Genomic DNA, 23937 nt, shown 5'->3' with positions numbered 1-23937 from the left:
CCGTCGCGCCGGGGCGCTACTGCACGCTGAGGCGCAGCGCCGCCGCAGTGGCGAAGGGGCTTAACGTCGCGCTGCCCGCCAGCAGCGCCCCCAGCACCGCCAGATAACCGTCAGCGGGTAAATGCATCGATGCCGCGTCCATCGCCGCGGCGGCGAAAATCAGCACCGGGACACTCAGCGGCAGCACCAGAATGCCCAGCAGGACGCCGCCGCGCCGCAGGCCGGCCGTCAGCCCGACGCCCGGCGCGGCGAGAAACCCCAGCGCCGGCGTGCCGAGCAGCAGCGTCAGCGCCATGATTTTCCAGCCGTACACGTCCATCCCCAGCAGCATCGCCACCAGCGGGGAGAGCATAATCAGCGGCAGGCCGGTCACCGCCCAGTGGGCCAGCACCTTCGCCAGCACCACCGCCGGCAGCGGCACCGGCAGCAGCATCAGCTGCTCCAGGCTGCCGTCCTGCAGGTCGTCGCGAAACAGCCGCTCCAGCGCCAGCAGCGAGGCCAGCAGCGCCGCCACCTGGATGATGCCCGGCGCGATACGCGCCAGCAGCTGCGGCTGCGGCCCGACGCTTAACGGAAACAGGGTGATGACCATCAGGAAGAACCACAGCGGGCCGGCGATGTCCGCGCCGTGGCGGAACGCCACGCGCAGCTCGAGACAGAAGACACGCCACATCACAGCCCTGCCTCCCCGCCGGTCAGCGCCAGGCGGCGGACGGTATCCGCGGCCCCCGGCAGCGGCTGGTGGGTGGTGAGAATGACCATCCCGCCCTGCGCCGTGTGCGCCGCCATCCGCCGGGTGAGGCGCGCCACGCCGTTAACGTCAATGGCGGTGAACGGCTCGTCGAGCACCCACAGCGCGGCGCGGGTCAGCCACAGGCGGGCCAGCGCCACCCGGCGCTGCTGCCCGGCCGAGAGCCGGGCGACCGGCACGTCCTCAAATCCCGCCAGCCCGGCCTGCGCCAGCGCCTCCGGGAGACGCGCGCCGTCGCCGGGGTGGAAGAAGTGCAGGTTCTCCCGCGCCGTCAGGCGGGTTTTTATCCCCGGCTGGTGCCCTATCCACAGCAGGCCGGAATGGAAGCTGTCGCGCACGCGGCGCAGGGGCTCGCCCTGCCAGTACACCTCGCCGCCGTCCGGGCGCGCCAGCCCGGTCAGCAGGCGCAGCAGGGTGGTTTTTCCGGCGCCGTTGCCGCCGGTGACCTGCACCCACTCCCCTGCGTCCACGGTGAACGACAGCCCGCGAAACAGCGTCCTCTCGTCCCGCTCGCAGTACAGATCTCTGGCTTCAAGCATCATTGTCATTGCGCATATTCAGGTTGATATGGCGTATAAACACCGGTCAGGCTTTCCAGGAAGGCGACGATATCGTCAATATCGTTTTGCGGCAGATCGGTGCCAACCTGGTAACGCAGCATCAGTTTTACCGCGCCATCCAGCGTCGGTACGTCGCCCCGATGGAAATAAGGCGCCGTTAACGCGACGTTGCGTAAGCCCGGGACTTTTTGCCGTAATTTATCGCGAACCTCTTTGGTGACGTTCATACGACCAATATCCGCTGCGGTAATTTCGCCAAAATTAAAGTCTCGCTTTAATCCCAATGGTTCAAAAGAGCGTCCGCCTAAAATGATACCGCCGTGACAGGTTGCACATTTATTCTCTTTAAATAATTGATAACCGTGTTTCTGTTGCGCGGTCAGCGCATTTTCATCTCCACGGAGCCATTTATCAAAGGCGGAGTCCGGCGTTATCAACGTTTTTTCAAATTCGGCGATCGCATCAGTAATATTTTCCCCGGTAAATCCTTGCGGATAAACCGCCTGGAAATCTTTTTTCAGGACAGGATCTTTATCAAGCTTGCTAATAATTTCATCCCAGGATTTAGAGGCCATTTCAATAGGATTTAACGGCGGTCCGCCTGCTTGCTCCTGCAGGGTTGCAGCACGACCATCCCAAAATTGTTCGATATTAAATACGGAGTTGAATACCGTCGGCGCATTTATTGGTCCTACCGCACCGCCAACGCCAATTGAGGTTTTTCTGCCATCGACACCGCCCGCATTTAACGCGTGACAATGCGCACAGGATATTGTGCTGTCGCCGGATAAACGTTCATCATGATAAAGCCGGAAACCTAAGTCGACTTTTTTCGCATCGACGGGAATATTGCGCGGAATAGGCTGAACGGGTTCATTCCGGTGCGCGGCGTCGGTATCGGCGCTGGCATAGTTGCGCTCACGCTGATCGGCTATCCAGTTCAGGATGTCAGTACGCTCTTTATCACTGACGCCCCCCGCCCAGTGCAGCGCGACATAGCGGGTTGGCGGCATAGTCTGATGTTGCATAACCCATTCAATTTTATTCAGTTCGCTTTGCGGCACCGGCGTATCCGCAATCAGGGCGGCCCGTACCGCCTCCAGGTTAAACGATTTGTAGCCGAGCTGGATATCGTAATCCATTAGCTGCTTTGCCACCGGAAAAGAGGAATAAAAAGGTAATTCAGCGGAAGGCGTATGACAATAATCACATCCTTTCTCCCTGAAATAACCCAGTATTTTATTATTTTCACCCACAACCGAGGCCTGCACATCGCTTTTTTTACTGCGCTGTTTGTCGTAATACCATACATACCCGGACAAACCTAAATAACATAACAGCCCAACGGTGATAACCGTTGTCGCATAGAGGGTAATTTTTTTCATATCACTATCCTTATGGGGTATTGCGGCATGATTAATTAAATTTTATTTTTTTACTCATGAGGCCCGTCAATACTAAATACAAACCCATCATGGATATTGATTGGTATCAATAATTACAATTGGCTAAACCTATAGATATGATAACCCCCGACTATCGTAAGATTTATTTTGCGATGCCCGTCACAGGGTTTATTCAACCGCAACAATGGATAAATCCTCTTTTCCGTCATCAAAACGAACGATAGCCAACAATAATTGACTTAACGCAGCATAAAAACCATAGGGATCATGCTTAAGGCAATTATTTGTAAATTCCGGAAGCCATTCCAGTAATGACGACAATGTTTTCTGGCGTAATTTATTCATTCTCCGTTGTTGGAACGATTCACCCAATGAAAAATGTAAATGGCTGAGTAATTCCAGATAAATCGCCAGGTGGTCGGCCGGCTCTTTAAAATCGTCGTTGACTTCCATCCCGGCTTCAAGCAATAAATGTTTAATCATGCCGGGGTCCTGCTGCGGGTATTGCGAGGCGTAGGGCAAGGCCGATTTTTTATCCGTCATCAGGAACAATCCGCAAAAATCCGCGGCCAGCTCCAACTGCGCATCCTGGCGCAGGCTAAGCGCGGCAATTTTTTGTTCGAGTAACGCCACCGACGCCGCCAGCGCAGGCTGACGCTTTAACAGCGCCAGCCAGTCCGCGATCTCCGCGGACTGTAATTGTATTAACCCTTCATCATCCACTTCCCGGAAAAAGAGTAACGCCAGCCATGCATATACGCAGGCGTACTGTTCCTGAGCAAGCGCTGGCTGCTTAATCATGCGGATTCCCCTGCGATGCGGGTACATATTCACACTGCGCGACCATCTCGACCGGACCGTTAAACGCTGTGACGTTATCAATAGGGCCGGTATATTTTTCAATTTCCACCAGCGTCGTATGCGCGCTGGTCGCCTGCGCGAGCTGTGATGTACCGATATCCAGCGTTAATACGTTAGGGTTGCCGTACTTACATAACGCATTGAGATCGCCGCCTTTATCAGGATCGTACCAGGCGCCTTCATGAATTCGCGCCACGCCCGGCGCATAGCGATCGGAAACTACCGCCCCCGCCAGTACCTGCCCGCGTGCATTGAATACCCGCACGATGTCACCGTTGCGGATCCCGCGCGCGCTGGCATCCTGTGGGTTAATAAAGACCGGCTCCTTGCCGCCAACGGCATATTGCTGACGCAGCGTTTCCGACTCGCACAGTTGGGAATGCAGACGGAAATCAGGGTGGACGGATTGTAAGTGCAACGGCCAGCGCTGCGATCCCGGCCCGCCATGCGAGCGTTCGATTTTTTCGAACCACATGGGATGGCCCTGACAATCGTCGTATTGCATGTCGGCGATCGTTTTGGAGTAAATCTCGATCAAACCGCTTGGCGTGCCCAACGGCTCCAGGTCCGGATCTTCACGGAAAGCCTGATGGCGCACAAACATCTGCGGATGATCAAACTCGATGTACTCCTGTTGATTCCAGAACACCTCGAAAGTCGGTAAGTGGATACCGCGACCTTTTCCCTGCTGGCTCCCTTCCTGCCAAATGCGTTTCAGCCAGCCCATTTCATCAAGACCTTCCGTGAATGCCGCTTCACGGTTAAAGCGTCGGCAGAGATCGCGGAAAATATCAAAGTCGTTACGCGCTTCAAACTGCGGCGACACCACCTGTTTCATGGCGATAATGCCGCGGTTAGAGTGGTTGCCGAACTGATCGAGGTCGTTACGCTCAAATTGGGTGGTAGCCGGCAAAACGATATCCGCAAAGCGGCAGGTCGACGTCCACTGGTTATCAATGGCGATGACCGTTTCCAGCTTGCGCCAGCCTTCAATTATGCGGTTAATTTGTTGGTGTCGGTGGAACGGGTTGGTCCCGGCGAACACGCACATCTTCAGCGGCGGTAATTTAACCGATTTGCCGTTCCAGTTAATGACCTTGCCCGGTTCAAGAATGGCATCCATAAAACGCGCAATAGGAATGGTGCTGCTGTAGCCTTTGTAATCCGTGCTGTCGTGTACTGGCGGAACGGTCGTCGAACCGGAAAAGCCGCTTAAAATGATCCCTTTACGACCAGGCGTCCCGGCGCCGTTGTAGTGCCAGCCAAAACCAAAGCCGCCGCCCGGTAAACCAATCTGTCCCAGCATTGCCGCCAGCACGACGACCATCCATGACCACTGTTCGCCATGCTGCATACGTTGTACGCACCAGCCAGCGATGATTTGCGTTCTGTCGCCCGCCATCTGCCGCGCCAACGCGCGGATGGTGTCGGCGTCAATACCGCACAGTTTTTCCGCCCAGGCGGCATCTTTGGGCTGTCCATCTTTTTCGCCCAGCAAATAGGGGAGGAACTGGTCAAAACCGACGCAGTAGTTATCGAGGAAATTTTTATCGTACAGTTTCTCGCTGTACAGCGTATGCGCCAGCGCCAGTTGTAACGGGACATCCGTCTGCGGGTTAATGGCGATATGTTTGACCTTATCGCGCCCCAGATAATCGTGCGTGGAGGTGACGACCGGGTCGATGCTGATGACCGAGATAGCGCCGCTGGCAACCTTCTCTTTTAATTGTTCATAGTACTGATAGACATCGTGATCCGGGCACCACCAGTTTGCCTGCTGGTTTTTCACCATATCAGAACCCCATAGCACAATCGTTTTACTGTTCTGTAAAACCAGAGGCCATGACGTTTGCTGCTCGTACACTTCCATTGAACCCACCACGCGCGGCAGAATCACCTGCGCCGCGCCGGTCGAATAGTCCCCTCCCGTGCTGACGCTATTGCCATGTAGCGCAATCGCGCGCGCCAGCATCCCGGAGGCGTTATGGAACATGCCGGTAGATTGCCAGCCGCTCGCCGTCAGTAACGCGCTCGGCCCGTAGGTTTTTTGCACCCGCTCCAGTTCCTGATAGAACAGATCCAGCGCTTCATCCCAGGAGACGCGCACAAAACGATTATCGCCGCGCTGCGAGGTGTCGCTTTGATGACCTTTGCGCATCCAGTCGACGCGCACCATCGGATAGCGAATACGCGCCGCGTTGTGGACGTGATCGGGCAGACCGGCGATCATTTTGGACGGGTATTTATCCTGTTCAAACGGTTTTGCCGCCACAAATCGACCGTCAACCACCGTGGCGCGAATCGCCCCCCAGTGAGAGCCGGTAAGGATACCCTCTTTCGTCGCGGCGCCTGGTGCAACGGCATCCGCCGCGCGGGCGCTACGGGGCGTCAGTAGTGACGGCCCCAGCATTCCTGCCACCGTCAAGCCGCCAAGCTGCGCCAGAAAACGTCGACGAGAGACGTGTAGCGTGTCCTTATTTTTCATTGTGTTCTCCCTTATCGCTGTGCGGCGTGTTGGTGGTATCAGACGCATTCATCTGGAGATATTTCAACAAGGTACGTTCTTCACGCTTATCCAGACTGGTGAAACCGATCATGCCGTTGAGCGTGCCGATCCAGCCGTTAGCGTCAAAGTGCGCTTTGTCCGGCGCGCCGTGACACTGATTACAGGTGCCGTTATAGAGGGAGTCGGCATAGGCCCAAATCGGTTTAATGTCATTTACCATGTCGCCTTTTTGCATCCACGCAGTTGCCTGTAATTTGCTCCACTGAGTATTGGTCGCCGCGACGGTGGTCTCTTCCAGCGTTTTCACATGCTGTTGCACATCGCCGCGAATCGAGGCGACAAAAATACGTTTACCGGGCAACTGCGTCAGCACGCGCTGGCGACCGTCCGTCTCCGTCCAGCCTTCGATTTGCACTTGCAGCCAGTCACCGTCCCGTTTAAGGACTTTCACTTCAGAAGCAGGTAACAGCGAACCTGCCGGTTCTTTATCGCCTTTAGCGGCGTAAATCGGCTTGATATCCAGCGAATAGAGCGTATCGCCGTCATTATGCGTACTGGCGCTGGCGCGCAGTTCATCAAACTGTTTGCGAAAACCGCTGCTCATATCCGGTAGCTGGTGGGCAATCCCTTTATGGCAGTCGATGCAGGATTGATTTTCTTTCGCGGCGATTTTCATTTGCCGCGCCGCTTCCGGGTTCTGTTTCGCGTGATCCATCGCATCGTAGTTATGGCAGGAACGACAGGTCGCGGAGTTATTCTCTTTCATGCGCGCCCATTCACGCTCGGCAAGCTCGGCGCGTTTGGCTTCAAATTTTTCCGGGGTATCAATCGAGTGGGCGATAAATGTCTGGTAAAGATCGTTGCTGGCTTCCAGCTTACGTTTCACCATGCCTGGAATATCAGGGGGGATATGGCAATCGTGGCATTCCGCGCGTACGCCGGAAGCGTTCTGGAAATGTACGGACTGTTTATATTCCTGATACACCGGCTGCATACTATGGCAGCTGACGCAAAACTCTGTCGTACTGGTCAGTTTGATACCGACGTGAGGTAACACGATCAGCGCAACGCCGATCACAATCCCGACAATGACCAGCGCCAGTATCGACCAACGGGCGCTTGGCCTGAGTAGCGCTCTCCAGAGTTTTCGCATAATAGCCCCTGTAATTATATGGTTTAATGCGCAGATCTTATTCCGCAAATATGAACAGCGTCACTGGTCAGGATGAACGGGATACGGCAATATATGAACAGATATGAACAGAAAGAGACCGCGCGCAGGATGTCACATCACATTGTTATTGTTGAGGATGAACCTGTTACTCAGGCCAGATTACAGGCCTATTTTGAGCAGGAGGGGTATCGTGTCTCGGTGACCGACAGCGGCGCGGGCCTGCGCGACATCATGGAGCATGAGCACGTTTCGCTGATCCTGCTGGATATCAACCTCCCCGATGAAAACGGGTTGATGCTGACCAGGGCGCTACGAGAACGCTCCACGGTGGGCATTATTCTGGTGACGGGGCGTTGCGACCAAATCGACCGCATCGTCGGACTGGAGATGGGCGCGGACGACTACGTCACCAAGCCGCTGGAACTGCGCGAGCTGGTAGTGCGGGTGAAAAATCTTTTGTGGCGCATCGATCTGGCCCGCCCCACGCCGCAAAATGCCAGTGAAAACTGCTATATGTTTTCCGGCTACTGCCTGAACGTGATGAATCACACGCTGGAGTACAACGGTGAAGCCATTAAGCTTACGCGCGCGGAGTACGAGCTACTGCTGGCCTTTGTGACCAACCCAGGCAAAGTGCTGCATCGCGAACGCCTGCTGCGAATGCTTTCCGCCCGCCGCGTAGAGACCCCGGATCTCCGCACGATTGATGTCCTGGTTCGCCGCTTACGTCATAAAATTACGCCGGAACTGCTGGTCACACAGCATGGCGAAGGCTACTTTTTAGCCTCGGAGGTGTATTGATACAGATAGACGGGCCGAAATCCCGGAGGCGATAGCGAACGGCGAACGCGCGCGCTGTCAGCGTTGTTATGCGTCAAAATAAGCACCGGCGGGCTGATATTTTCAGGCACCGGTTGCCCCTGTAAGACCTTAATCGACTGCGTTATCGCTAATTCTCCCTGCCAGGCCATCTGATCGCTGAGCGCCATCAGGATATGGCCGCGTTTTAAACCGCGATAAACCTGATGCGTCAGATAAAATGAGACGATCGTGAGCGGAGTCGTCAAATTTCGCCCTTCGCCCATCGCCGCCTCCGCCGCTATCGCCGACCCGGCGACCACATTGGCGTCCGGATGGCGCTCCAGCATTTCCTGGAGTAAGTTTCGTTGCACTTCAATGTCGTTATCGCCCCAGGCGATATCCACAATGTTGATGGCGCTGCCTTTAATTGCCTGACGAAAACCCGCCACCATCTCCTGACTGCCGCCGGCTTCTTCCGGCCCCGGGAAGAGTAAAACGTTAAGCGTTTTTCCTTTGCTCCACTGCACCAGGAAACGTCCCGGCAGATACCCCATCTGAAACCACGGCAGACCAATGCGGGTTGCGACGCTGGCATCGTGAATCATGTTCACCAGTTCAATAACCGGCACATTACCGGCATACCGTTCCAGTTCCGGGAAACGATCGGTACTGCTGCCAAGCAGAATAGCGTCGGCGCCCCACTCCCGGCACTGCGTCATTTGCTGTTGTTGCGTCGCCAGTTGCCGATAGCCATTCGCTTCCAGCACTTTTAAATCAACGCCATACAATTTGGCCGCTTTTTGCATCCCGTAGTTGACGGACAACCAGTAAGAATCTTTCAGGCTGGGGTATAATGCGCACAGTTTCCAGGGTTTACTCGCATTGACTGACGTTTGCCGCCAGGGAATCGCCCGATCGGCGCGCGTCCAGTGTAGCAACCCGGTTTCGGCTGACGCCGTTTCTACATTCGAGACGATGATTATCAAAAAAAAGAACGAAATAAGCGCGCGCATGATAGCCCCACCAGCAACAAGGTTTTATCCTAATGGTTTTTCCGGCGGCAACTCAACCCATTTCACCCGCGGCGCATAAATGTCAACGCCTTCACTGACCCGCAGATTATGGCTGGCCTTCGCCCTGATGGCGGCACTCACCCTGCTCAGCACCGTGATCGGCTGGATAAGCCTGCGCGTCATTAGTCAGGTGGAGCAAACCAATACGCAAGCGCTGCTCCCGACGATGAATATGGCCAGGCAGTTAAGCGAAGCCAGCGCTTACGAGCTCTTTTCCGCGCAAAATCTGACCAATGCCGACAGTGAGGGCGTTTGGCTGGCGCAGGGGAAGATGCTGAAAGCGCAAAGCCTTAAAATTAACCATCTTTTGCAGGCATTAAGCGAGCAGGGATTTAATACCTCGGCCATCGCCCGGCAAGAAAAAGAGATTGCGCAAACGCTTGGGCAACAGGGAACGCTGGTCGGTGAAATTCTCACGCTGCGCGCACAGCAACAGCAGTTAAGCCGCCAGATTGCGGAGGCGGCGGAAAGCATTGCCGCCCAGGCTCACGGTCAGGCCAATAATGCAGCGACATCTGCGGGCGCCACCCAGGCCGGTATTTACGATCTTATCGAAAGCGGTAAAGGGGATCAGGCTGAACGCGCGCTTGACCGATTGATTGATATCGACCTTGAGTATGTGAATCAGATGAATGAGTTGCGGGTCAATGCCCTGCGGTTTAAGCAGCTCATTGTGACCTTAAAAGACGCGCAAGGGCTGAGCGATGCCGAGGACACCGATGAAAAACTTAATCAGTTGGTTAAAATTTTATCCCGCCGCCAGCAGCGTATAGAAGATCCTACCGTTCGCGCCCAAATCGCCGACGCGCTGGAGAAAATAAACCAGTACACCACACTGGTTACCCTGTTTCGTAAGGAAAACGCCATCCGCGACCAGCTTCAAACGCTTATGGCCAATAACCTCTTTCAGTTTACCCGCTTCAGTACGGAAGTGTCGCAGTTGGTGAACGCCATCGAAAAACGAAACGAGGCTGGGTTAGCGCGTCTTACACACGCCAGTCAGCGTGGGCAAATAGGGTTAGTGATCTTAGGTATCCTGGCGCTGTGCTCATTAAGTTTTATTCTTTGGCGAGTGGTTTACCGTTCTGTATCCCGCCCGCTGGCGCAACAAACGCAGGCCTTACAGCGGTTACTGGAGGGCGATATTGATTCGCCGTTTCCGGAGGCGGCTGGCGTCAGCGAACTGGATACCATCAGCCGTCTGATGGAAGCGTTTCGCGCCAACGTGCGCAAATTGAACCGCCATCGTGAGGATTTGGCGGAACAGGTGCGATCGCAAACGGCGGAGCTTCATGCGCTGGTGCTGGAACACCGGCAGGCGCGCGCCGAAGCGGAAAAGGCCAACGAGGCGAAATCGACGTTCCTTGCCGCCATGAGCCATGAAATTCGCACGCCGCTTTACGGCATTCTCGGTACGGTACAATTGCTGGCCGATAAACCGCTCATGGCAAACTACCGCGACGACTTACAGGCCATTAATGATTCAGGCGAATCGCTACTGGCGATTCTTAACGATATTCTTGATTACTCGGCGATTGAAGTAGGCGGCACCAACGTTTCTATTAGCGAGGAGCCGTTTGAACCGCGACAATTGTTGAATAGCGCGCTGCATTTAATGCACAGCCGCGTGCAGGTGGCGCTCATCGCCGACTTTAGCGAGCAACTCCCCTCCACGCTACAAGGCGATCCGCGCCGGATACGTCAAATTGTGATTAATCTTTTAAGTAATGCGGCGAAATTTACCGATCGCGGCAGCATAGTGCTGCGCACGTTTTGCGACGATCAGAGCTGGTTTATTGAGGTTGAAGATACCGGGTGCGGTATCCCTGAAGCAAAGCTGACGGCTATTTTCAAACCGTTTGTGCAGGCGACTGGACGCCGGGGCGGGACGGGCCTGGGGCTGGCTATCAGCGCCAGCCTGGCAGAGGCAATGGGCGGGACGCTAACCGTCACCAGTACGCTTCATGTTGGCAGTTGTTTTCGTTTACAACTGCCGGTTCGCCACCCCAAACCCGCAAGCAAAAATGCGTTCAGAGAACCGATAAATCTTAACGGACTACGCCTGTTGCTGATTGAAGATAATATGCTGACGCAGCGTATTACCGCTGAAATGCTCACGGGTAAAGGGGTGAAGGTCTCAGTAGCTGAAAGCGCGAATGACGCGCTACGCTGTTTAGCCGAAGGCGAGTCCTTTGATGTGGCGCTGGTGGATTTTGATTTACCGGATTATGACGGCTTAACCCTGGCGCAGCAGTTGATGAGTCAGTATCCCGCCATGAAACGCATCGGTTTTAGCGCGCATGTGATAGACGATAATCTTCGTCAGCGTACCGCCGGTCTTTTCTGCGGGATTATTCAAAAGCCCGTTCCCCGCGAGGAGCTTTACCGCATGATAGCGCACTATTTACAGGGCAAATCTCACAATGCGCGGGCGATGCTGAATGAACATCAGCTTGCCGGCGATATGGCGTCTGTCGGCCCGGAAAAACTCCGGCAATGGGTCGCGTTATTCAAAGACAGCGCGCTGCCTTTAGTCGAGGAGATCGAGGCGGCGCGCGCCATGAATGACGACGTTAACATTAAGCGGCTGGCGCATAAATTAAAAAGCGGCTGCGCCAGCCTGGGGATGACGCAGGCAACCGAAGCCTGTCGGGAGCTGGAATTGCAACCGCTTAGCGATATAGATATTAAAACTATCGTGACGCAGGGAGTGACGGCGCTCGACGCATGGATAGCCGATCATCCTTCGCCATAATAGCTTCCGGCTCGCCAAACGACGCGTTTCACATCGCCAGTTATCAGGACATAAAACAGTACGCCGAGGGTATAAGAGGGAAATAGCCTACGGCTACTGCCTGTTTAATGATTCTGTGTTTTTTCGTCCTGTAGCCGTGCCTGCTCCGCCAGGGCGGCAAAATCTTTTTCGCTGTAATAGTGCGCGGGAGGCGGTAGCTGCGCCATATCCTCGCTGGGCCACAATTGTAGTTGCGCCAGCGTGCTAAGCTGGATACCGCGCCAGCGATGGGGCAAGCTCAGCGGCAATAGCGGCATTATCTCGCCAGGAATGGCGGTCGGCAGGCGGTCATCGCCCATCTGATAATTACGATGCAGCACCAGATATTTTTCCGGTACCCGCCGCTGGCTGTTCCACCAACGGCCATCAAGCATATCAAACTGAAAACGGGTGATCTGCGCCGGCTGCGCTGCCAGCTGCGTCAGCGCTTGCCGCAGCGCAGTTTCCATCGCCGTGTTGTACATCTCTTGCGTTTTCGTCTGGCCGCCGACAATTAAAGACGCCGCCAGACGGGCACCCGCGAGGTTAGAATAGAGATCTTCCGGCGAAAAGGCCGATACTCCCTCAGAAAATCCGCGAACAGACTCGAAACCGTACCATTGGGCGATTTCGTGCCACTCCGCCACCTGGAACGCCAGATGCGCCGACAGCCAGGCGGCCAGCGTGTAACGCTCGCGTGCATCGACCGGAGGGGTAAAAGCAGTAAAAACCAGACGCCGTTCGGCCAGCTCCTCGCCCAGATTCAGCGTAAAAGCCTGCCCCAGCTTTGGTAGTAGTTGGCTGAAGATATACACTGTCATATCAGCGGTATCCCGCACATGTGCGGTGTCGATGAATCCGCCACGCAAGGTATACACAATACCGTTATTCTCACCGCTAAGGCCAATCAGGTTTGCCACGCCCGAGTACAGATGGTCGTTGTACTGATGATGCCCCAGCGAGTCCACCGTCACGATGTTATTTAACTGATAGAACGGAACCGGCAGTCCCAGCAGCTCGGCATGCAGGTCGTAACCAAAAGCGCAACACGGCCGCAACCCCTTTGGCAGCGGCTGCGGCGGCATCGTCGGCCAGGCTTCACTGGCAGCAGGCATTGGGTGAGTGGACAGATAGAGCGACAGTGGTAAGGCGGCGCGGGCACTCCCCGCCAGAAACAGCAGCGCCAGAAAGATAACCCGAACGACGGACCTCAAAATGCTTCTCCTACCTGAAAATAAAAACCGCTGCTAGCTTTGCCCACGCCGTAATCCAGCCGCACGTTGACGCGCGGCTTGAACTCAAAGCGATAGCCCACGCCCGCAGAAGGCAGCCATCGTCCGTCATCCAGATGGTGCAAAGACGATCCCATGGTGCCCGCGCCCACCCAACCGACAACGCCATGCCGCCAGCTCAGCTTATGGCGATATTCCAGCTGACCGCTGATAGCATTTTTATCGCGGTAGCGTCCTTCATAATAGCCGCGCATACGATGGTTACTGCCCAGCAGCGGCAGCATATTCCACGGCACATCACCCTGAGTAAAGGCGCCGTCCGTTTCCCAGGCCAGCACATCTTTATCATTGAGGGCATGGTAACGACTATAGTGCAGTTGGTATTCATCAAACCGCGTATCGCTACCGACGTCCGGTGCGAAGTGGGTATAGCGAAGGGTGGCATACTGCCCTTTGCGTGGGTTAGGTATAAAATCACGATCATCCCAGCTAATCTCAACGCTACCGCCGTTACTCAGTGAAGAACAGCCCTGCGCTGTACTTTGAATTTTGGGCGGATCGGTCTCATCAATTTGCGCGGCGTGCTGTATATCCAGCGTCCAGCCAACGCCAAGATAGATATTGTTGACCAGCCGACGATACAGCATGGGTTGCAGATCCAGCACCTGCGCAGTATAGGCCTGCTTATGGCTGTCTTTATCACCGGCGGCAAAACCCTGTCCCCAATAGTAAGTGGGCGTGTCGCTCAATGCGCCAGTGAGGAAGAAACGCCAGCGATCTTGCGCGAAAAAAGCGTAATTTTGCAGGCTTACGCCAAAAGCGCCTGTGGAGCTAAAATAGCCGCTCAGCGACAGCGTGGATACCTGGCTAACCTTATCGGCAGGATCGGGGCGATACATACCGACGATGGCGGTGCCGATGCCCAACCCCAGTTCAGGGGTATAAAATGGCCCGGGCATTACTCCCCAGTTGACGCCTTTGGCGGCATCGTAAGTATCGCTATCCCCCATTTGTTGTAGCCAGCCGTCCACCTGACTGCGGCTGGGCAGCGCCGCCTGCGCCACGCCGGATAGCACACCAGCGACGCAAAGCAACAGTCGGCAATGGCAGCGGTTCAAAAGCGGTACTCACCGGCCACAAAGAAGCTATTGCGCTCGGCAAAGCCAAACTCGGTGGTAACGTTGAAATGGCGGGTTATTTCATACTGAGCGCCCAGCAGCATGTTCCACGGTGATTGTAGATGCTGTTTGACGTCAAAGCGGCCGTTATTGTTATAGTTAGCCATACTCACCAGCCTTTGTAGCGTCGCTGACGGCATGGTCAGGTCGTCGAGGCTGCCTTTAAACTCCTGCTGCACATCCTGATACATGCTGCCGACCCAGACGTTTAGCTTGCCCGACGGCAGATGCATCTTATCTATACCCGGGGTGGTAAAACGGTAACCAACGCGAGGTGAGACGGTAAAGGCGTCGATGCTGCCATCAAGAATATCGAACTGTGTCTGGGTGTAGTTAGCATCAACAGCGGTAAACCAGTTACCTACACCGCCGACCAGCGTGGTGCCGATGCCATAGGTAGTGCCTTTAAAGTCGAGTTTAAACTTGAGGTTTTGCAGATCGGCGGGATGAAAAACGTGGCCATTTTTCGTCATCAACCCAACACCAATTTGCGAAATGGAATGACCATCGGTATAGCCCACCAGGCCGTACACATTCATAAATGGCAGCAGCCAGGCATCCAGCTTCACCGTTTCGGTCTTGCTCTTTTCACGGGTATGACCGACGTTAATTTTAAATGCGTTATCTAATGGAATTCCCCCGTTGGGACCTAAAGCCAGGCCATTAAAGTTGATGCTATCAACGTTAATATTCTGCCCAATATTCATGTAGTTAATATTGAGGCCAAATGGCTCGGGAAGCTCATAGCCACGCTTTCGGGCTTCATCACCCAGAAAAGGCAACACTGATGTACTGGCAGGCTTTGCCACCGGCGTTGTCGCGACTGGCGGTGTGGCAGCAGATGGGGCGTCATCCTGATAGCTATAAACAGGCGACAGGTTCGCCGGGGGGCTGGTAGCCGCCCAGGTAGAAAAAGCCATAGCGGACAGCGCCAGCAGCAAAAGGGAGCGTTTTTTCATAATAATGAAGCGTTTATTCAGGCGAGAAGCGCCGCCGGATCGAAAGGAGGAGGGAGAATATAGTAATCGTCGCCTGGTGGGCGGGATTTCTGTGCGAATTAATCTTTTGAAATAAAAAACTATTTTCTACAACGTCTTTGTTGCAACACATTAGCTTCATGGGTGGAACTATCGGCCCGACGGCGATCGGGCCGGAGTGAATCAGGACAGAACATGTTGTTCAATCGCCCAGGCAACACCATCTTCAAGGTTCGATTTAGTCACAAAGTTAGCCACCTCTTTGACCGACGGAATGGCGTTGTCCATTGCCACGCCCATACCGGCGTATTCGATCATCGCAATGTCGTTTTCCTGATCGCCAATCGCCATCACCTCCTCTGGCTTAATACCCAGCGCCTCGGCCAGTGATTTTACGCCGGTGCCTTTATTAACCCGTTTATCGAGGATTTCAAGGAAGTACGGCGCACTTTTCAGCACGGTGTACTTTTCCTTCACCTCTGCCGGTATACGCGCAATCGCCCGGTCGAGAACGGCAGGCTCATCGATCATCATAACTTTCAGGAACTGGGTGTTCGGGTCCATCTTCTCTGCTTCACAAAATACCAGCGGAATGGTCGCTACATACGACTCATGCACCGTGTAGTAGCTGATATCGCGGTTAGCGGTATAAAGCGTATTTCGGTCTAATGCGTGGAAGTGAGAACCCACCTCACGGGACAGTTTTTCCAGGTAACGGTAGTCATCATAGCTGAGCGCCGTTTGCGCAACCGTACTGCCGTCCCCTGCTTTCTGCACCAGCGCCCCGTTATAGGTGATGCAATAATCGCCGGGCTGTTCCATGTGAAGTTCTTTCAGGTAACTGTGCACACCCGCATACGGACGGCCTGTGGTCAGCACCACATTTACCCCTTTTTCACGCGCAGCGGCAATCGCGTTTTTAACCGCCGGAGAAATGGTGTGATCGGGCAGCAGAAGGGTGCCATCCATGTCGATAGCAATAAGTTTGATAGCCATGAAATCCCCGCATTAAATGAGTCCTGACTCATGCTAACGCGATTCCGCTCAAAAAACAGTAAAGAATCCGAGAGAAAGGGGGATAAACTCTGGAAAAAGATTCCTCTTTTGTCCGACATGATGAGGAGTTTAACGGTCTTTACAATGGTTGCTTCTATTGTGCATTGACCGATTTATCAGGCAATAACATACAGAAAAATAAAGGAGGTTATTGGGAAACTCACCGTCTATAGAAGAAAAAGAGACTGGGTGTCCCGTTAAACCATTTGAGGAATGAATAATTTGATGACAATTACCGTTAGTACTCTCTAAAAAAATAAAAATAACACAGCTTTCGATTAAACGGCACACCGGTAAGAAAGCGCAGATAGAAAAAATAGCAATAAAATTAGCGGCGTGGTAATAATAACGAATATGACATGTAAGGAATACATTCATGAAAATAATTAAAATAATATCAGCCATTGCCATGAGTTATTTTTTAAGCGGTTGTATGACGTCATCTTTACTCGATACTATAAAAACGGAAAGCGCACCCACGACAGAAGTCTGGAAAACAGATGAAATAAAAAGTATCAAACCATCAACGACCACAAACGGAGAGGAAACGTGGACATTTGTTGGTGAAGACAATAATTATCAACTTGATATAAAAGATGATAATATCAACACAACAACCAGAAATTTCGTCACTTTACTGAATAACCCTCATATCGATAAAAGAATTATCGAATTTTCCAAACAGCTTTACTGTTCTACCGATAGTAAAAAAGGGAACAAACAAAATGAGTTTCATTGCGTCCGCCCTTCAGATATTAGCTACAGATATAAGTCTTTGACGGAAGAAGAAAAATCAAAAGTCAGAGAGGCATTTTATGTACATGAAAACGATCCTGGCAGTCCTTTTTATTTTACGTTAGCAGGAAAAATCCAACCCAAAGATGCCGATAATGAAAATGAAATATTACTAAAATCTTCCCATAAAATAAATTTCACACGTGATAAGAAGCATTTCTCGGCTAAGGTTTTATTAATGCCATTCTCTATTATTGGCGATGTTGTCACTGCGCCCTTCCAGGCAATTGGCTATATTATTATCATGAATTCTTTACCGGCGATGCGCTACTAATAATAAAGAATGCCTGAATGTATTCAGGCATTCTATGTCAGCCTTACCTTGTCGGATGGCGGAGTAAATACTCTATCCAACCAACAAAGTATCTTTAATGCTAAACAATGGAAAATACATCAAGGATATATTATGAACAAATTATTAGAAATATTAATTTTAACGATACTTGTAGTGGCTATAATTCTTGGTATTGGATACGTCATTATATTGCACTCACTACCCCCGATGCGTTACTAAATCTCAGACTGCTGACAAACCTTCCAGGCGCTGTTAAATGTTGGGATTCGCTCCCCTCAACCTACAGACTAAATCTCTCCCTTATATAAGGGAGAGATTACGCGGGAATATTAAATATCGATATTCGCTGCTTTCAGGGCGTTCTCTTCAATAAAGGCACGACGCGGCTCAACGGCATCACCCATCAGCGTGGTGAACAGCTGGTCGGCAGCAATCGCATCTTTGACGGTCACACGCAGCATACGGCGGCTTTCCGGGTCCATGGTGGTTTCCCACAGCTGATCCGGGTTCATTTCACCCAGACCTTTATAACGCTGGATAGCCAGACCGCGACGTGATTCTTTCACCAACCACTCCAGCGCCTGCTCGAAGCTGGTTACCGGCTGGCGACGCTCGCCGCGTTCGATAAACGCGTCCTCTTCAATCAGACCGCGCAGCTTCTCGCCCAGCGTGCAGATACGACGATATTCAGCGCCGGTCACAAACTCGTGATCCAACGGATAATCGGTATCCACACCATGCGTACGCACGCGAACGATAGGCTCGAACAGATTCTGTTCCGTATTAGTATGAACATCGAACTTCCACTGACTGCCGTGCTGCTCTTTCTCGTTCAGCTCGGTAATCAGCGCATTCACCCAGCGCGTTACAGTCTGCTCATCAGAAAGATCGGCTTCGGTCAGAGTTGGCTGATACACCAGCTCTTTGAGCAGCGCTTTCGGGAAGCGACGCTCCATACGACCAATCATTTTCTGCGTGGCGTTATATTCAGAGACCAGTTTTTCTAACGCTTCGCCGGATAGCGCCGGCGCATGAGCGTTCGCGTGCAGAGTCGCACCGTCAAGCGCGATGGAAATCTGGTACTGATCCATCGCTTCGTCGTCTTTAATGTACTGTTCCTGCTTGCCTTTCTTCACTTTGTACAGCGGCGGCTGGGCAATGTAAACGTGGCCGCGCTCGACGATTTCCGGCATCTGACGATAGAAGAAGGTCAACAGCAGCGTACGGATGTGCGAGCCGTCGACGTCCGCATCGGTCATGATGATGATGCTGTGATAGCGCAGCTTGTCCGGGTTGTACTCGTCGCGACCGATACCGCAGCCCAGCGCGGTGATCAGAGTCGCCACTTCCTGAGAGGAGAGCATCTTGTCGAAGCGCGCTTTCTCGACGTTGAGGATTTTACCTTTCAGCGGCAGAATCGCCTGGTTCTTGCGGTTACGCCCCTGCTTCGCAGAGCCGCCCGCGGAGTCCCCTTCCACCAGGTACAGTTCGGACAGCGCCGGGTCGCGTTCCTGACAGTCCGCCAGTTTGCCCGGCAGACCGGCTAAATCCAGCGCGCCTTTACGACGGGTCATTTCACGGGCGCGACGCGCCGCTTCACGCGCACGCGCGGCGTCGATAATTTTGCCGACGACGATTTTCGCGTCAGATGGGTTTTCCAGCAGGTATTCGCTCAGCAGTTCGTTCATCTGCTGTTCTACCGCCGATTTCACCTCGGAAGAGACCAGCTTATCTTTGGTCTGTGAGGAGAATTTCGGGTCCGGTACTTTTACGGAAACCACCGCAATCAGACCTTCACGGGCATCATCGCCGGTGGCGCTGACTTTAGCTTTTTTGCTGTAGCCTTCTTTGTCCATATAGGCGTTCAGCGTACGGGTCATCGCCGCACGGAAGCCTGCCAGGTGGGTACCGCCGTCGCGCTGCGGAATGTTGTTGGTAAAGCAGTAGATGTTTTCCTGGAAACCATCGTTCCACTGTAGCGCTACTTCCACGCCGATACCGTCTTTTTCGGTGGAGAAGTAGAAGATATTCGGGTGGATCGGCGTTTTATTCTTGTTGAGATATTCAACAAACGCCTTGATGCCGCCTTCGTAGTGGAAATGATCTTCTTTACCATCGCGCTTGTCGCGCAGGCGGATGGAAACGCCAGAGTTCAGGAATGACAGTTCACGCAGGCGTTTCGCCAGGATCTCATATTCAAATTCAGTGACGTTGGTGAAGGTTTCGTGGCTCGGCCAGAAACGTACCATCGTGCCGGTTTTATCGGTATCGCCAGTGACGGCCAGGGGTGCCTGCGGCACGCCGTGCTCGTAGATCTGACGGTGAATTTTGCCATCTCGCTGGATAACCAGTTCCAGTTTTTGCGACAGAGCGTTGACTACCGAGACGCCCACGCCGTGCAGACCGCCGGAGACTTTATAGGAGTTATCGTCAAATTTACCGCCCGCGTGCAGAACGGTCATGATCACTTCCGCCGCCGAGACGCCTTCTTCCGGGTGAATCCCGGTCGGAATGCCACGGCCATCATCCGTTACGGACACGGAGTTATCGGCGTGAATAGTCACGACGATATCTTTACAGTGACCTGCGAGCGCTTCGTCGATAGCGTTATCTACCACCTCGAATACCATGTGGTGCAGACCGGTGCCGTCATCCGTGTCGCCGATATACATACCCGGGCGCTTACGCACCGCATCCAGCCCTTTCAGGACTTTGATACTGGAGGAGTCATAAGAATTCGACATCAACGTTTCTCGCTCATTTAATCTTGGGTTAATCCGTTATTTTACCCTTTTCCACGGTAAACATCTTCGAATTTTCATCCGACATGTCTATAACGTGTTCAGCGCTAATTGCGCTGACAAAGACCTGCGATTGCGTGGCTTTTAAGCGGCTGGCCAGCAGTCCGCGACGCGCATCGTCAAGTTCAGAGGCAAAATCATCTATCAGGTACAGGCAGCGCCGCCCGCTTTCGCGGGTGAGGAACTCGCCCTGCGCCAGACGTAAGGCGCACATCAATAACTTTAGCTGCCCGCGCGACAGGGTATCTTCCACCGGCGCGCCGTCGGCGCGAATGCGAAAGTCCGCTTTATGCGGCCCGTGCGCGGTGTAGGTCAACATACGGTCACGCTCAAAGCTTCGCTCCAGCACGTCCGCATAGTCTGTCTCTTTCTCCCAGCCGCGCTGGAAAGAGAACGTCAGGGAAAATTCAGGTAAAAACTGCTGACAGGTATCCGCCATGTCCTGTGCGATAGCGCTACTGTACTCCGCCCGCCAGGTACTAATTTGTTCCGCCAACGGAATCAGCTCTTTATCCCACGGGCGCAATTGCTCATAACGACTCACCTGGCGCAGCGCGGCATTACGCTGTTTCAGCAATCGTTTCAGGTTGCTCCAGGCGGTGAAGAATCCGGCTTCGTTGTGAAAGCATCCCCAGTCAAGGAACGCTCTTCTGTATTTGGGGCCGCCGTTGAGTAAAGTAAACCCCTCCGGCGTAATCAACTGCATCGGCATTAAATGCGCCAGCTCCGCGATCTTGTGACCGTCGGTACCGTCGATACGGACTTTGCTGTCGCCCTGCTTATCTTTGGTTAAGCCAATCGACGTCTCACGCTCTTCGCCCTGTAATCGCCCGTGAAGAACAAACGCTTCCTGCTCATGACGAATCACGCGGCCAGGCTGCAAACTGCGAAACGCCCGACCGTGGCCAAGCGTATAGATAGCTTCCAGCACGCTGGTTTTGCCGCTACCGTTGGCGCCAACCAGGAAATTAAAGCCGGGGGATAAAGCGAGATCCGCATTTTCTATGTTGCGGAAGTCTTTGATTAAAAGGCGCGTCAGTGACATATATTAGTACATTCGTCCAGGGGCGTGTGTGTCGCAGCCAGTTCGTCTACCGCCAGCGCGCAGAAAGCGGAGCGTACACGAAGTACGTGAGCATTTCGAGCACTGTCGGGAGGCGAAATGGCAAGTAAACCAGCCCCTTTTCAGATTCTACAGCCTCATTGGCATAACAACGTAGGCAGCACTCTGTGACGCCGCATCCTCAATCTGTACGCTGGATACGGAATCCGTCAGCATAATGCGCACGGTTTCGCACTTCAGCGCATTGAGCACGTCCAGCACGTAACTGACGTTAAAGCCGATTTCCATCTCCGTCCCGCCGTAGCTCACGTCCAGAATCTCTTCCGCTTCTTCCTGTTCCGGGTTATTGGCGGTGATTTTAAGCTGATTCTCACTGACGTACAGACGCACGCCGCGGAATTTCTCATTCGAGAGGATTGCCGCGCGGGCAAACGCCTGCTTGAGGATATCGCAGCCCGCTTCCAGATGCTTATCCGGATTCTTCGGCAGAACGCGACGGTAATCCGGGAAGCGACCATCCACCAGCTTCGAGGTAAAGATAAAGTCGCCGACGTGCGCGCGGATATTATTACTGCCGATCTGCACGCGCAGCGGGTTTTCGCCGCCGTCGAGCATACGCATCAGTTCAATCACGCCTTTACGCGGCACAATCACCGAGTGGCTGGGTAAAGACGCTTCCAGCGGCATTGAGCACACCGCCAGGCGGTGGCCGTCGGTCGCGACAGTGCGCAGTTCGCTACCTTCCGTTTCAAACAGCATACCGTTTAAGTAATAGCGCACATCCTGATGAGCCATCGAAAACTGGGTCGCTTCAATCAGGCGCTTCATCGTGGCCTGCGGCAGCGTAAATTCAACTTCGCTTTGCCAGTCGTCAAGATTCGGGAAATCGGCGGCAGGCAGCGTAGACAGCGAGAAGCGGCTACGGCCAGAACGCACCAGCATCCGATCGCCTTCCAACTGAACGGCAATCTCCGCGCCCTCCGGCAGGCCGCGGCAGATATCAAAGAATTTCCGCGCCGGCACGGTAGTGGCGCCCGGCTCATGCGGCTGAGAAAGCGTAACGCGCGCGACCATCTCCATTTCAAGATCGGTGCCGGTCAGAGAAAGCGTACCGTCCGCTACCTGGAGGAGCAGGTTACCGAGAATCGGCAGCGTAGGACGACCGCCCAGCGGGCCGCTGACCTGCTGAAGCGGTTTTAATAAATGTTCACGTTCAACGGTAAATTTCATAGGATCACGACGACAATGTTCTGATTAAATTCGAAAAATCTTCTTTGATATCGTGGCTTTCTTCACGCAGTTGCTCAATTTTACGACAGGCATGAAGTACGGTAGTGTGGTCGCGCCCGCCAAACGCATCGCCGATTTCCGGCAGACTGTGGTTGGTGAGCTCTTTTGCCAGCGCCATAGCCATCTGGCGCGGACGTGCTACCGAGCGAGATCGACGCTTAGAAAGCAGATCCGCAATTTTGATTTTGTAATACTCCGCCACCGTCTTCTGAATATTGTCGATGGTGACCAGTTTTTCCTGCAACGCCAGTAAATCGCGCAGCGCTTCGCGCACAAAGTCGATAGTAATCGCCCGGCCGGTAAAGTTGGCATTGGCGATCACCCGGTTCAGCGCGCCTTCCAGTTCACGTACGTTAGAGCGTAGACGCTTGGCGATAAAGAACGCGACCTCGCCTGGCAGACGAATATCATTTTCGTCCGCTTTTTTCATCAGGATCGCCACGCGGGTTTCCAGTTCTGGCGGTTCGATCGCCACTGTTAGCCCCCAACCAAAGCGGGACTTGAGACGATCCTCAACGCCGTTGATCTCTTTCGGATAGCGATCCGACGTCAAAATGATCTGCTGATTGCCTTCCAGCAGAGCGTTAAAGGTATGGAAAAACTCTTCCTGGGATCGTTCTTTATTGGCGAAGAATTGAATATCGTCGATCAGCAATGCGTCAACGGAGCGGTAGTAGCGTTTAAACTCTTCAATGGCGTTATTTTGCAGGGCTTTTACCATGTCCTGCACAAAGCGCTCGGAGTGCATATACACGACTTTCGCGTTGGGTTTACGCGCCATAATGCCGTTACCCACCGCGTGCAGCAGGTGAGTTTTACCCAGACCGGTGCCGCCATAGAGGAATAACGGGTTATAGGCGCCGCCAGGATTATCCGCCACCTGACGTGCCGCCGCGCGCGCCAGTTGGTTGGATTTACCTTCGACGAAGTTATCAAATGTATGTTTAACATTGACGTTGGAGCGGTAGGTCGGCTCCGCCGGCGCTGGTACGTTATCCCAGCCCGAACGGGCCGCAGGCGCTACGCGCTGCGGCTGCGCCGTTGTTGTCTGCGCAGGCGCGACAACGTTATGCACAGGCGTTTTTAGCGTTTGCGTAACGGGCTTTGTTCCCACTTCAAAACGCAGTTGTGGGGCATCCGCGCCGCAGAATGCGTTGAGTAATCCATTGATATTGTTGAGGTACTTATCTCTTACCCAATCGAGCACAAAACGGTTTGGCGCATACAAAGCCAGCGTGTTATCGCTCAGTTCCGCCTGCAACGGGCGTATCCACATACTGAATTCTGTGGCTGGTAACTCATCCTGCAATCGGGCAAGACACTGCTGCCAAAGCGAAAGTGACAC

At 53.7% G+C, this 23937-nt stretch carries 18 protein-coding genes; 3 read left to right on the top strand and 15 right to left on the bottom strand.

The window, feature by feature from the left end; genetic code table 11:
* Window positions 1–16 precede the first annotated feature (16 nt).
* From ccmB to torC, 6 genes are all read right to left on the bottom strand, one after another.
* Window positions 17–676: a heme exporter protein CcmB gene (ccmB, locus tag EOS98_RS00095; protein ID WP_126523729.1), complete on the bottom strand. Its 660-nt coding sequence runs from the start codon at window positions 674–676 to the stop codon at window positions 17–19.
* Window positions 673–1290 (bottom strand): cytochrome c biogenesis heme-transporting ATPase CcmA, encoded by a 618-nt coding sequence (gene ccmA / locus EOS98_RS00090; protein WP_000888532.1) that lies wholly within the window; start codon window positions 1288–1290, stop codon window positions 673–675. Before ccmA ends, ccmB begins: the two co-directional genes overlap by 4 nt.
* A 5-nt stretch (window positions 1291–1295) precedes the next feature.
* Complete coding sequence (locus EOS98_RS00085; RefSeq protein WP_000724469.1) at window positions 1296–2696, bottom strand: cytochrome-c peroxidase; 1401 nt, start codon at window positions 2694–2696, stop codon at window positions 1296–1298.
* A 189-nt stretch (window positions 2697–2885) separates the two neighbouring features.
* Window positions 2886–3518, bottom strand: a complete 633-nt coding sequence (gene torD / locus EOS98_RS00080) for a molecular chaperone TorD (protein ID WP_126523728.1) — start codon at window positions 3516–3518, stop codon at window positions 2886–2888.
* Window positions 3511–6063, bottom strand: a complete 2553-nt coding sequence (torA, locus tag EOS98_RS00075; protein ID WP_064000774.1) for a trimethylamine-N-oxide reductase TorA — start codon at window positions 6061–6063, stop codon at window positions 3511–3513. The genes torD and torA overlap by 8 nt, the downstream gene beginning before the upstream one ends.
* A complete protein-coding gene (torC, locus tag EOS98_RS00070) occupies window positions 6053–7237 on the bottom strand; it encodes a pentaheme c-type cytochrome TorC (protein WP_001230254.1) in 1185 nt (394 codons plus the stop codon). Before torC ends, torA begins: the two co-directional genes overlap by 11 nt.
* 129 nt (window positions 7238–7366) lie before the next feature.
* On the opposite strand from torC, the gene torR reads away from it, so the two are divergent.
* On the top strand, window positions 7367–8059 hold the full coding sequence (gene torR / locus EOS98_RS00065) for a two-component system response regulator TorR (RefSeq protein ID WP_001747553.1): 693 nt from the start codon (window positions 7367–7369) through the stop codon (window positions 8057–8059).
* On the opposite strand, the gene torT is transcribed toward torR, so the two are convergent.
* Window positions 8032–9072, bottom strand: coding sequence for a TMAO reductase system periplasmic protein TorT (gene torT, locus EOS98_RS00060; protein WP_001202046.1), 1041 nt, complete (start codon window positions 9070–9072; stop codon window positions 8032–8034). The genes torR and torT overlap by 28 nt on opposite strands.
* 79 nt (window positions 9073–9151) lie before the next feature.
* On the opposite strand from torT, the gene torS reads away from it, so the two are divergent.
* A complete protein-coding gene (gene torS, locus EOS98_RS00055; protein ID WP_064047230.1) occupies window positions 9152–11887 on the top strand; it encodes a TMAO reductase system sensor histidine kinase/response regulator TorS in 2736 nt (911 codons plus the stop codon).
* A 104-nt stretch (window positions 11888–11991) separates the two neighbouring features.
* Here the strand turns inward: torS and EOS98_RS00050 are convergent, their stop codons facing one another.
* The 4 genes from EOS98_RS00050 to yidA all read right to left on the bottom strand — a co-directional run bounded on the left by EOS98_RS00050 (window position 11992) and on the right by yidA (window position 16288).
* Window positions 11992–13119, bottom strand: a complete 1128-nt coding sequence (locus tag EOS98_RS00050; RefSeq protein ID WP_023224010.1) for a DUF4056 domain-containing protein — start codon at window positions 13117–13119, stop codon at window positions 11992–11994.
* Window positions 13116–14255 (bottom strand): BamA/TamA family outer membrane protein, encoded by a 1140-nt coding sequence (locus tag EOS98_RS00045; protein WP_001078025.1) that lies wholly within the window; start codon window positions 14253–14255, stop codon window positions 13116–13118. Before EOS98_RS00045 ends, EOS98_RS00050 begins: the two co-directional genes overlap by 4 nt.
* Entirely contained in the window at window positions 14252–15274 is a 1023-nt protein-coding gene (locus tag EOS98_RS00040; RefSeq protein ID WP_023253779.1) for a hypothetical protein, read from the bottom strand. Before EOS98_RS00040 ends, EOS98_RS00045 begins: the two co-directional genes overlap by 4 nt.
* Window positions 15275–15475: 201 nt before the next feature.
* Complete coding sequence (yidA, locus tag EOS98_RS00035; protein ID WP_000985571.1) at window positions 15476–16288, bottom strand: sugar-phosphatase; 813 nt, start codon at window positions 16286–16288, stop codon at window positions 15476–15478.
* Between the two features lie 436 nt (window positions 16289–16724).
* Between yidA and EOS98_RS00025 the strand changes: the two genes are divergently transcribed.
* Window positions 16725–17417, top strand: coding sequence for a hypothetical protein (locus tag EOS98_RS00025; protein ID WP_126523726.1), 693 nt, complete (start codon window positions 16725–16727; stop codon window positions 17415–17417).
* Window positions 17418–17767: 350 nt separating this feature from the next.
* Here the strand turns inward: EOS98_RS00025 and gyrB are convergent, their stop codons facing one another.
* The 4 genes from gyrB to dnaA all read right to left on the bottom strand — a co-directional run bounded on the left by gyrB (window position 17768) and on the right by dnaA (window position 23937).
* Window positions 17768–20182: a DNA topoisomerase (ATP-hydrolyzing) subunit B gene (gene gyrB / locus EOS98_RS00020; protein ID WP_000072047.1), complete on the bottom strand. Its 2415-nt coding sequence runs from the start codon at window positions 20180–20182 to the stop codon at window positions 17768–17770.
* A 28-nt stretch (window positions 20183–20210) separates the two neighbouring features.
* A complete protein-coding gene (gene recF / locus EOS98_RS00015; protein WP_000060081.1) occupies window positions 20211–21284 on the bottom strand; it encodes a DNA replication/repair protein RecF in 1074 nt (357 codons plus the stop codon).
* Between the two features lie 147 nt (window positions 21285–21431).
* A complete protein-coding gene (gene dnaN, locus EOS98_RS00010; RefSeq protein ID WP_000673474.1) occupies window positions 21432–22532 on the bottom strand; it encodes a DNA polymerase III subunit beta in 1101 nt (366 codons plus the stop codon).
* A gap of 4 nt (window positions 22533–22536) precedes the next feature.
* Complete coding sequence (dnaA, locus tag EOS98_RS00005) at window positions 22537–23937, bottom strand: chromosomal replication initiator protein DnaA (RefSeq protein WP_000059089.1); 1401 nt, start codon at window positions 23935–23937, stop codon at window positions 22537–22539.

Origin of the sequence: Salmonella sp. SSDFZ69 (assembly GCF_004010755.1) — a bacterium.
GTDB classification, from domain to species: domain Bacteria; phylum Pseudomonadota; class Gammaproteobacteria; order Enterobacterales; family Enterobacteriaceae; genus Salmonella; species Salmonella enterica.
This window is presented reverse-complemented; position numbering and strand designations above follow the sequence as displayed.

What these genes read in the sequence shown, in the direction of transcription:
- ccmA (WP_000888532.1), bottom strand. Translation starts at nt 1,290, where the DNA reads ATGCTTGAAGCCAGAGATCTGTACTGCGAGCGGGACGAGAGGACGCTG.
- EOS98_RS00085 (WP_000724469.1), bottom strand. Translation starts at nt 2,696, where the DNA reads ATGAAAAAAATTACCCTCTATGCGACAACGGTTATCACCGTTGGGCTG.
- torD (WP_126523728.1), bottom strand. Translation starts at nt 3,518, where the DNA reads ATGATTAAGCAGCCAGCGCTTGCTCAGGAACAGTACGCCTGCGTATAT.
- torA (WP_064000774.1), bottom strand. Translation starts at nt 6,063, where the DNA reads ATGAAAAATAAGGACACGCTACACGTCTCTCGTCGACGTTTTCTGGCG.
- torC (WP_001230254.1), bottom strand. Translation starts at nt 7,237, where the DNA reads ATGCGAAAACTCTGGAGAGCGCTACTCAGGCCAAGCGCCCGTTGGTCG.
- torR (WP_001747553.1), top strand. Translation starts at nt 7,367, where the DNA reads ATGTCACATCACATTGTTATTGTTGAGGATGAACCTGTTACTCAGGCC.
- torT (WP_001202046.1), bottom strand. Translation starts at nt 9,072, where the DNA reads ATGCGCGCGCTTATTTCGTTCTTTTTTTTGATAATCATCGTCTCGAAT.
- torS (WP_064047230.1), top strand. Translation starts at nt 9,152, where the DNA reads ATGTCAACGCCTTCACTGACCCGCAGATTATGGCTGGCCTTCGCCCTG.
- EOS98_RS00040 (WP_023253779.1), bottom strand. Translation starts at nt 15,274, where the DNA reads ATGAAAAAACGCTCCCTTTTGCTGCTGGCGCTGTCCGCTATGGCTTTT.
- yidA (WP_000985571.1), bottom strand. Translation starts at nt 16,288, where the DNA reads ATGGCTATCAAACTTATTGCTATCGACATGGATGGCACCCTTCTGCTG.
- EOS98_RS00025 (WP_126523726.1), top strand. Translation starts at nt 16,725, where the DNA reads ATGAAAATAATTAAAATAATATCAGCCATTGCCATGAGTTATTTTTTA.
- gyrB (WP_000072047.1), bottom strand. Translation starts at nt 20,182, where the DNA reads ATGTCGAATTCTTATGACTCCTCCAGTATCAAAGTCCTGAAAGGGCTG.
- recF (WP_000060081.1), bottom strand. Translation starts at nt 21,284, where the DNA reads ATGTCACTGACGCGCCTTTTAATCAAAGACTTCCGCAACATAGAAAAT.
- dnaN (WP_000673474.1), bottom strand. Translation starts at nt 22,532, where the DNA reads ATGAAATTTACCGTTGAACGTGAACATTTATTAAAACCGCTTCAGCAG.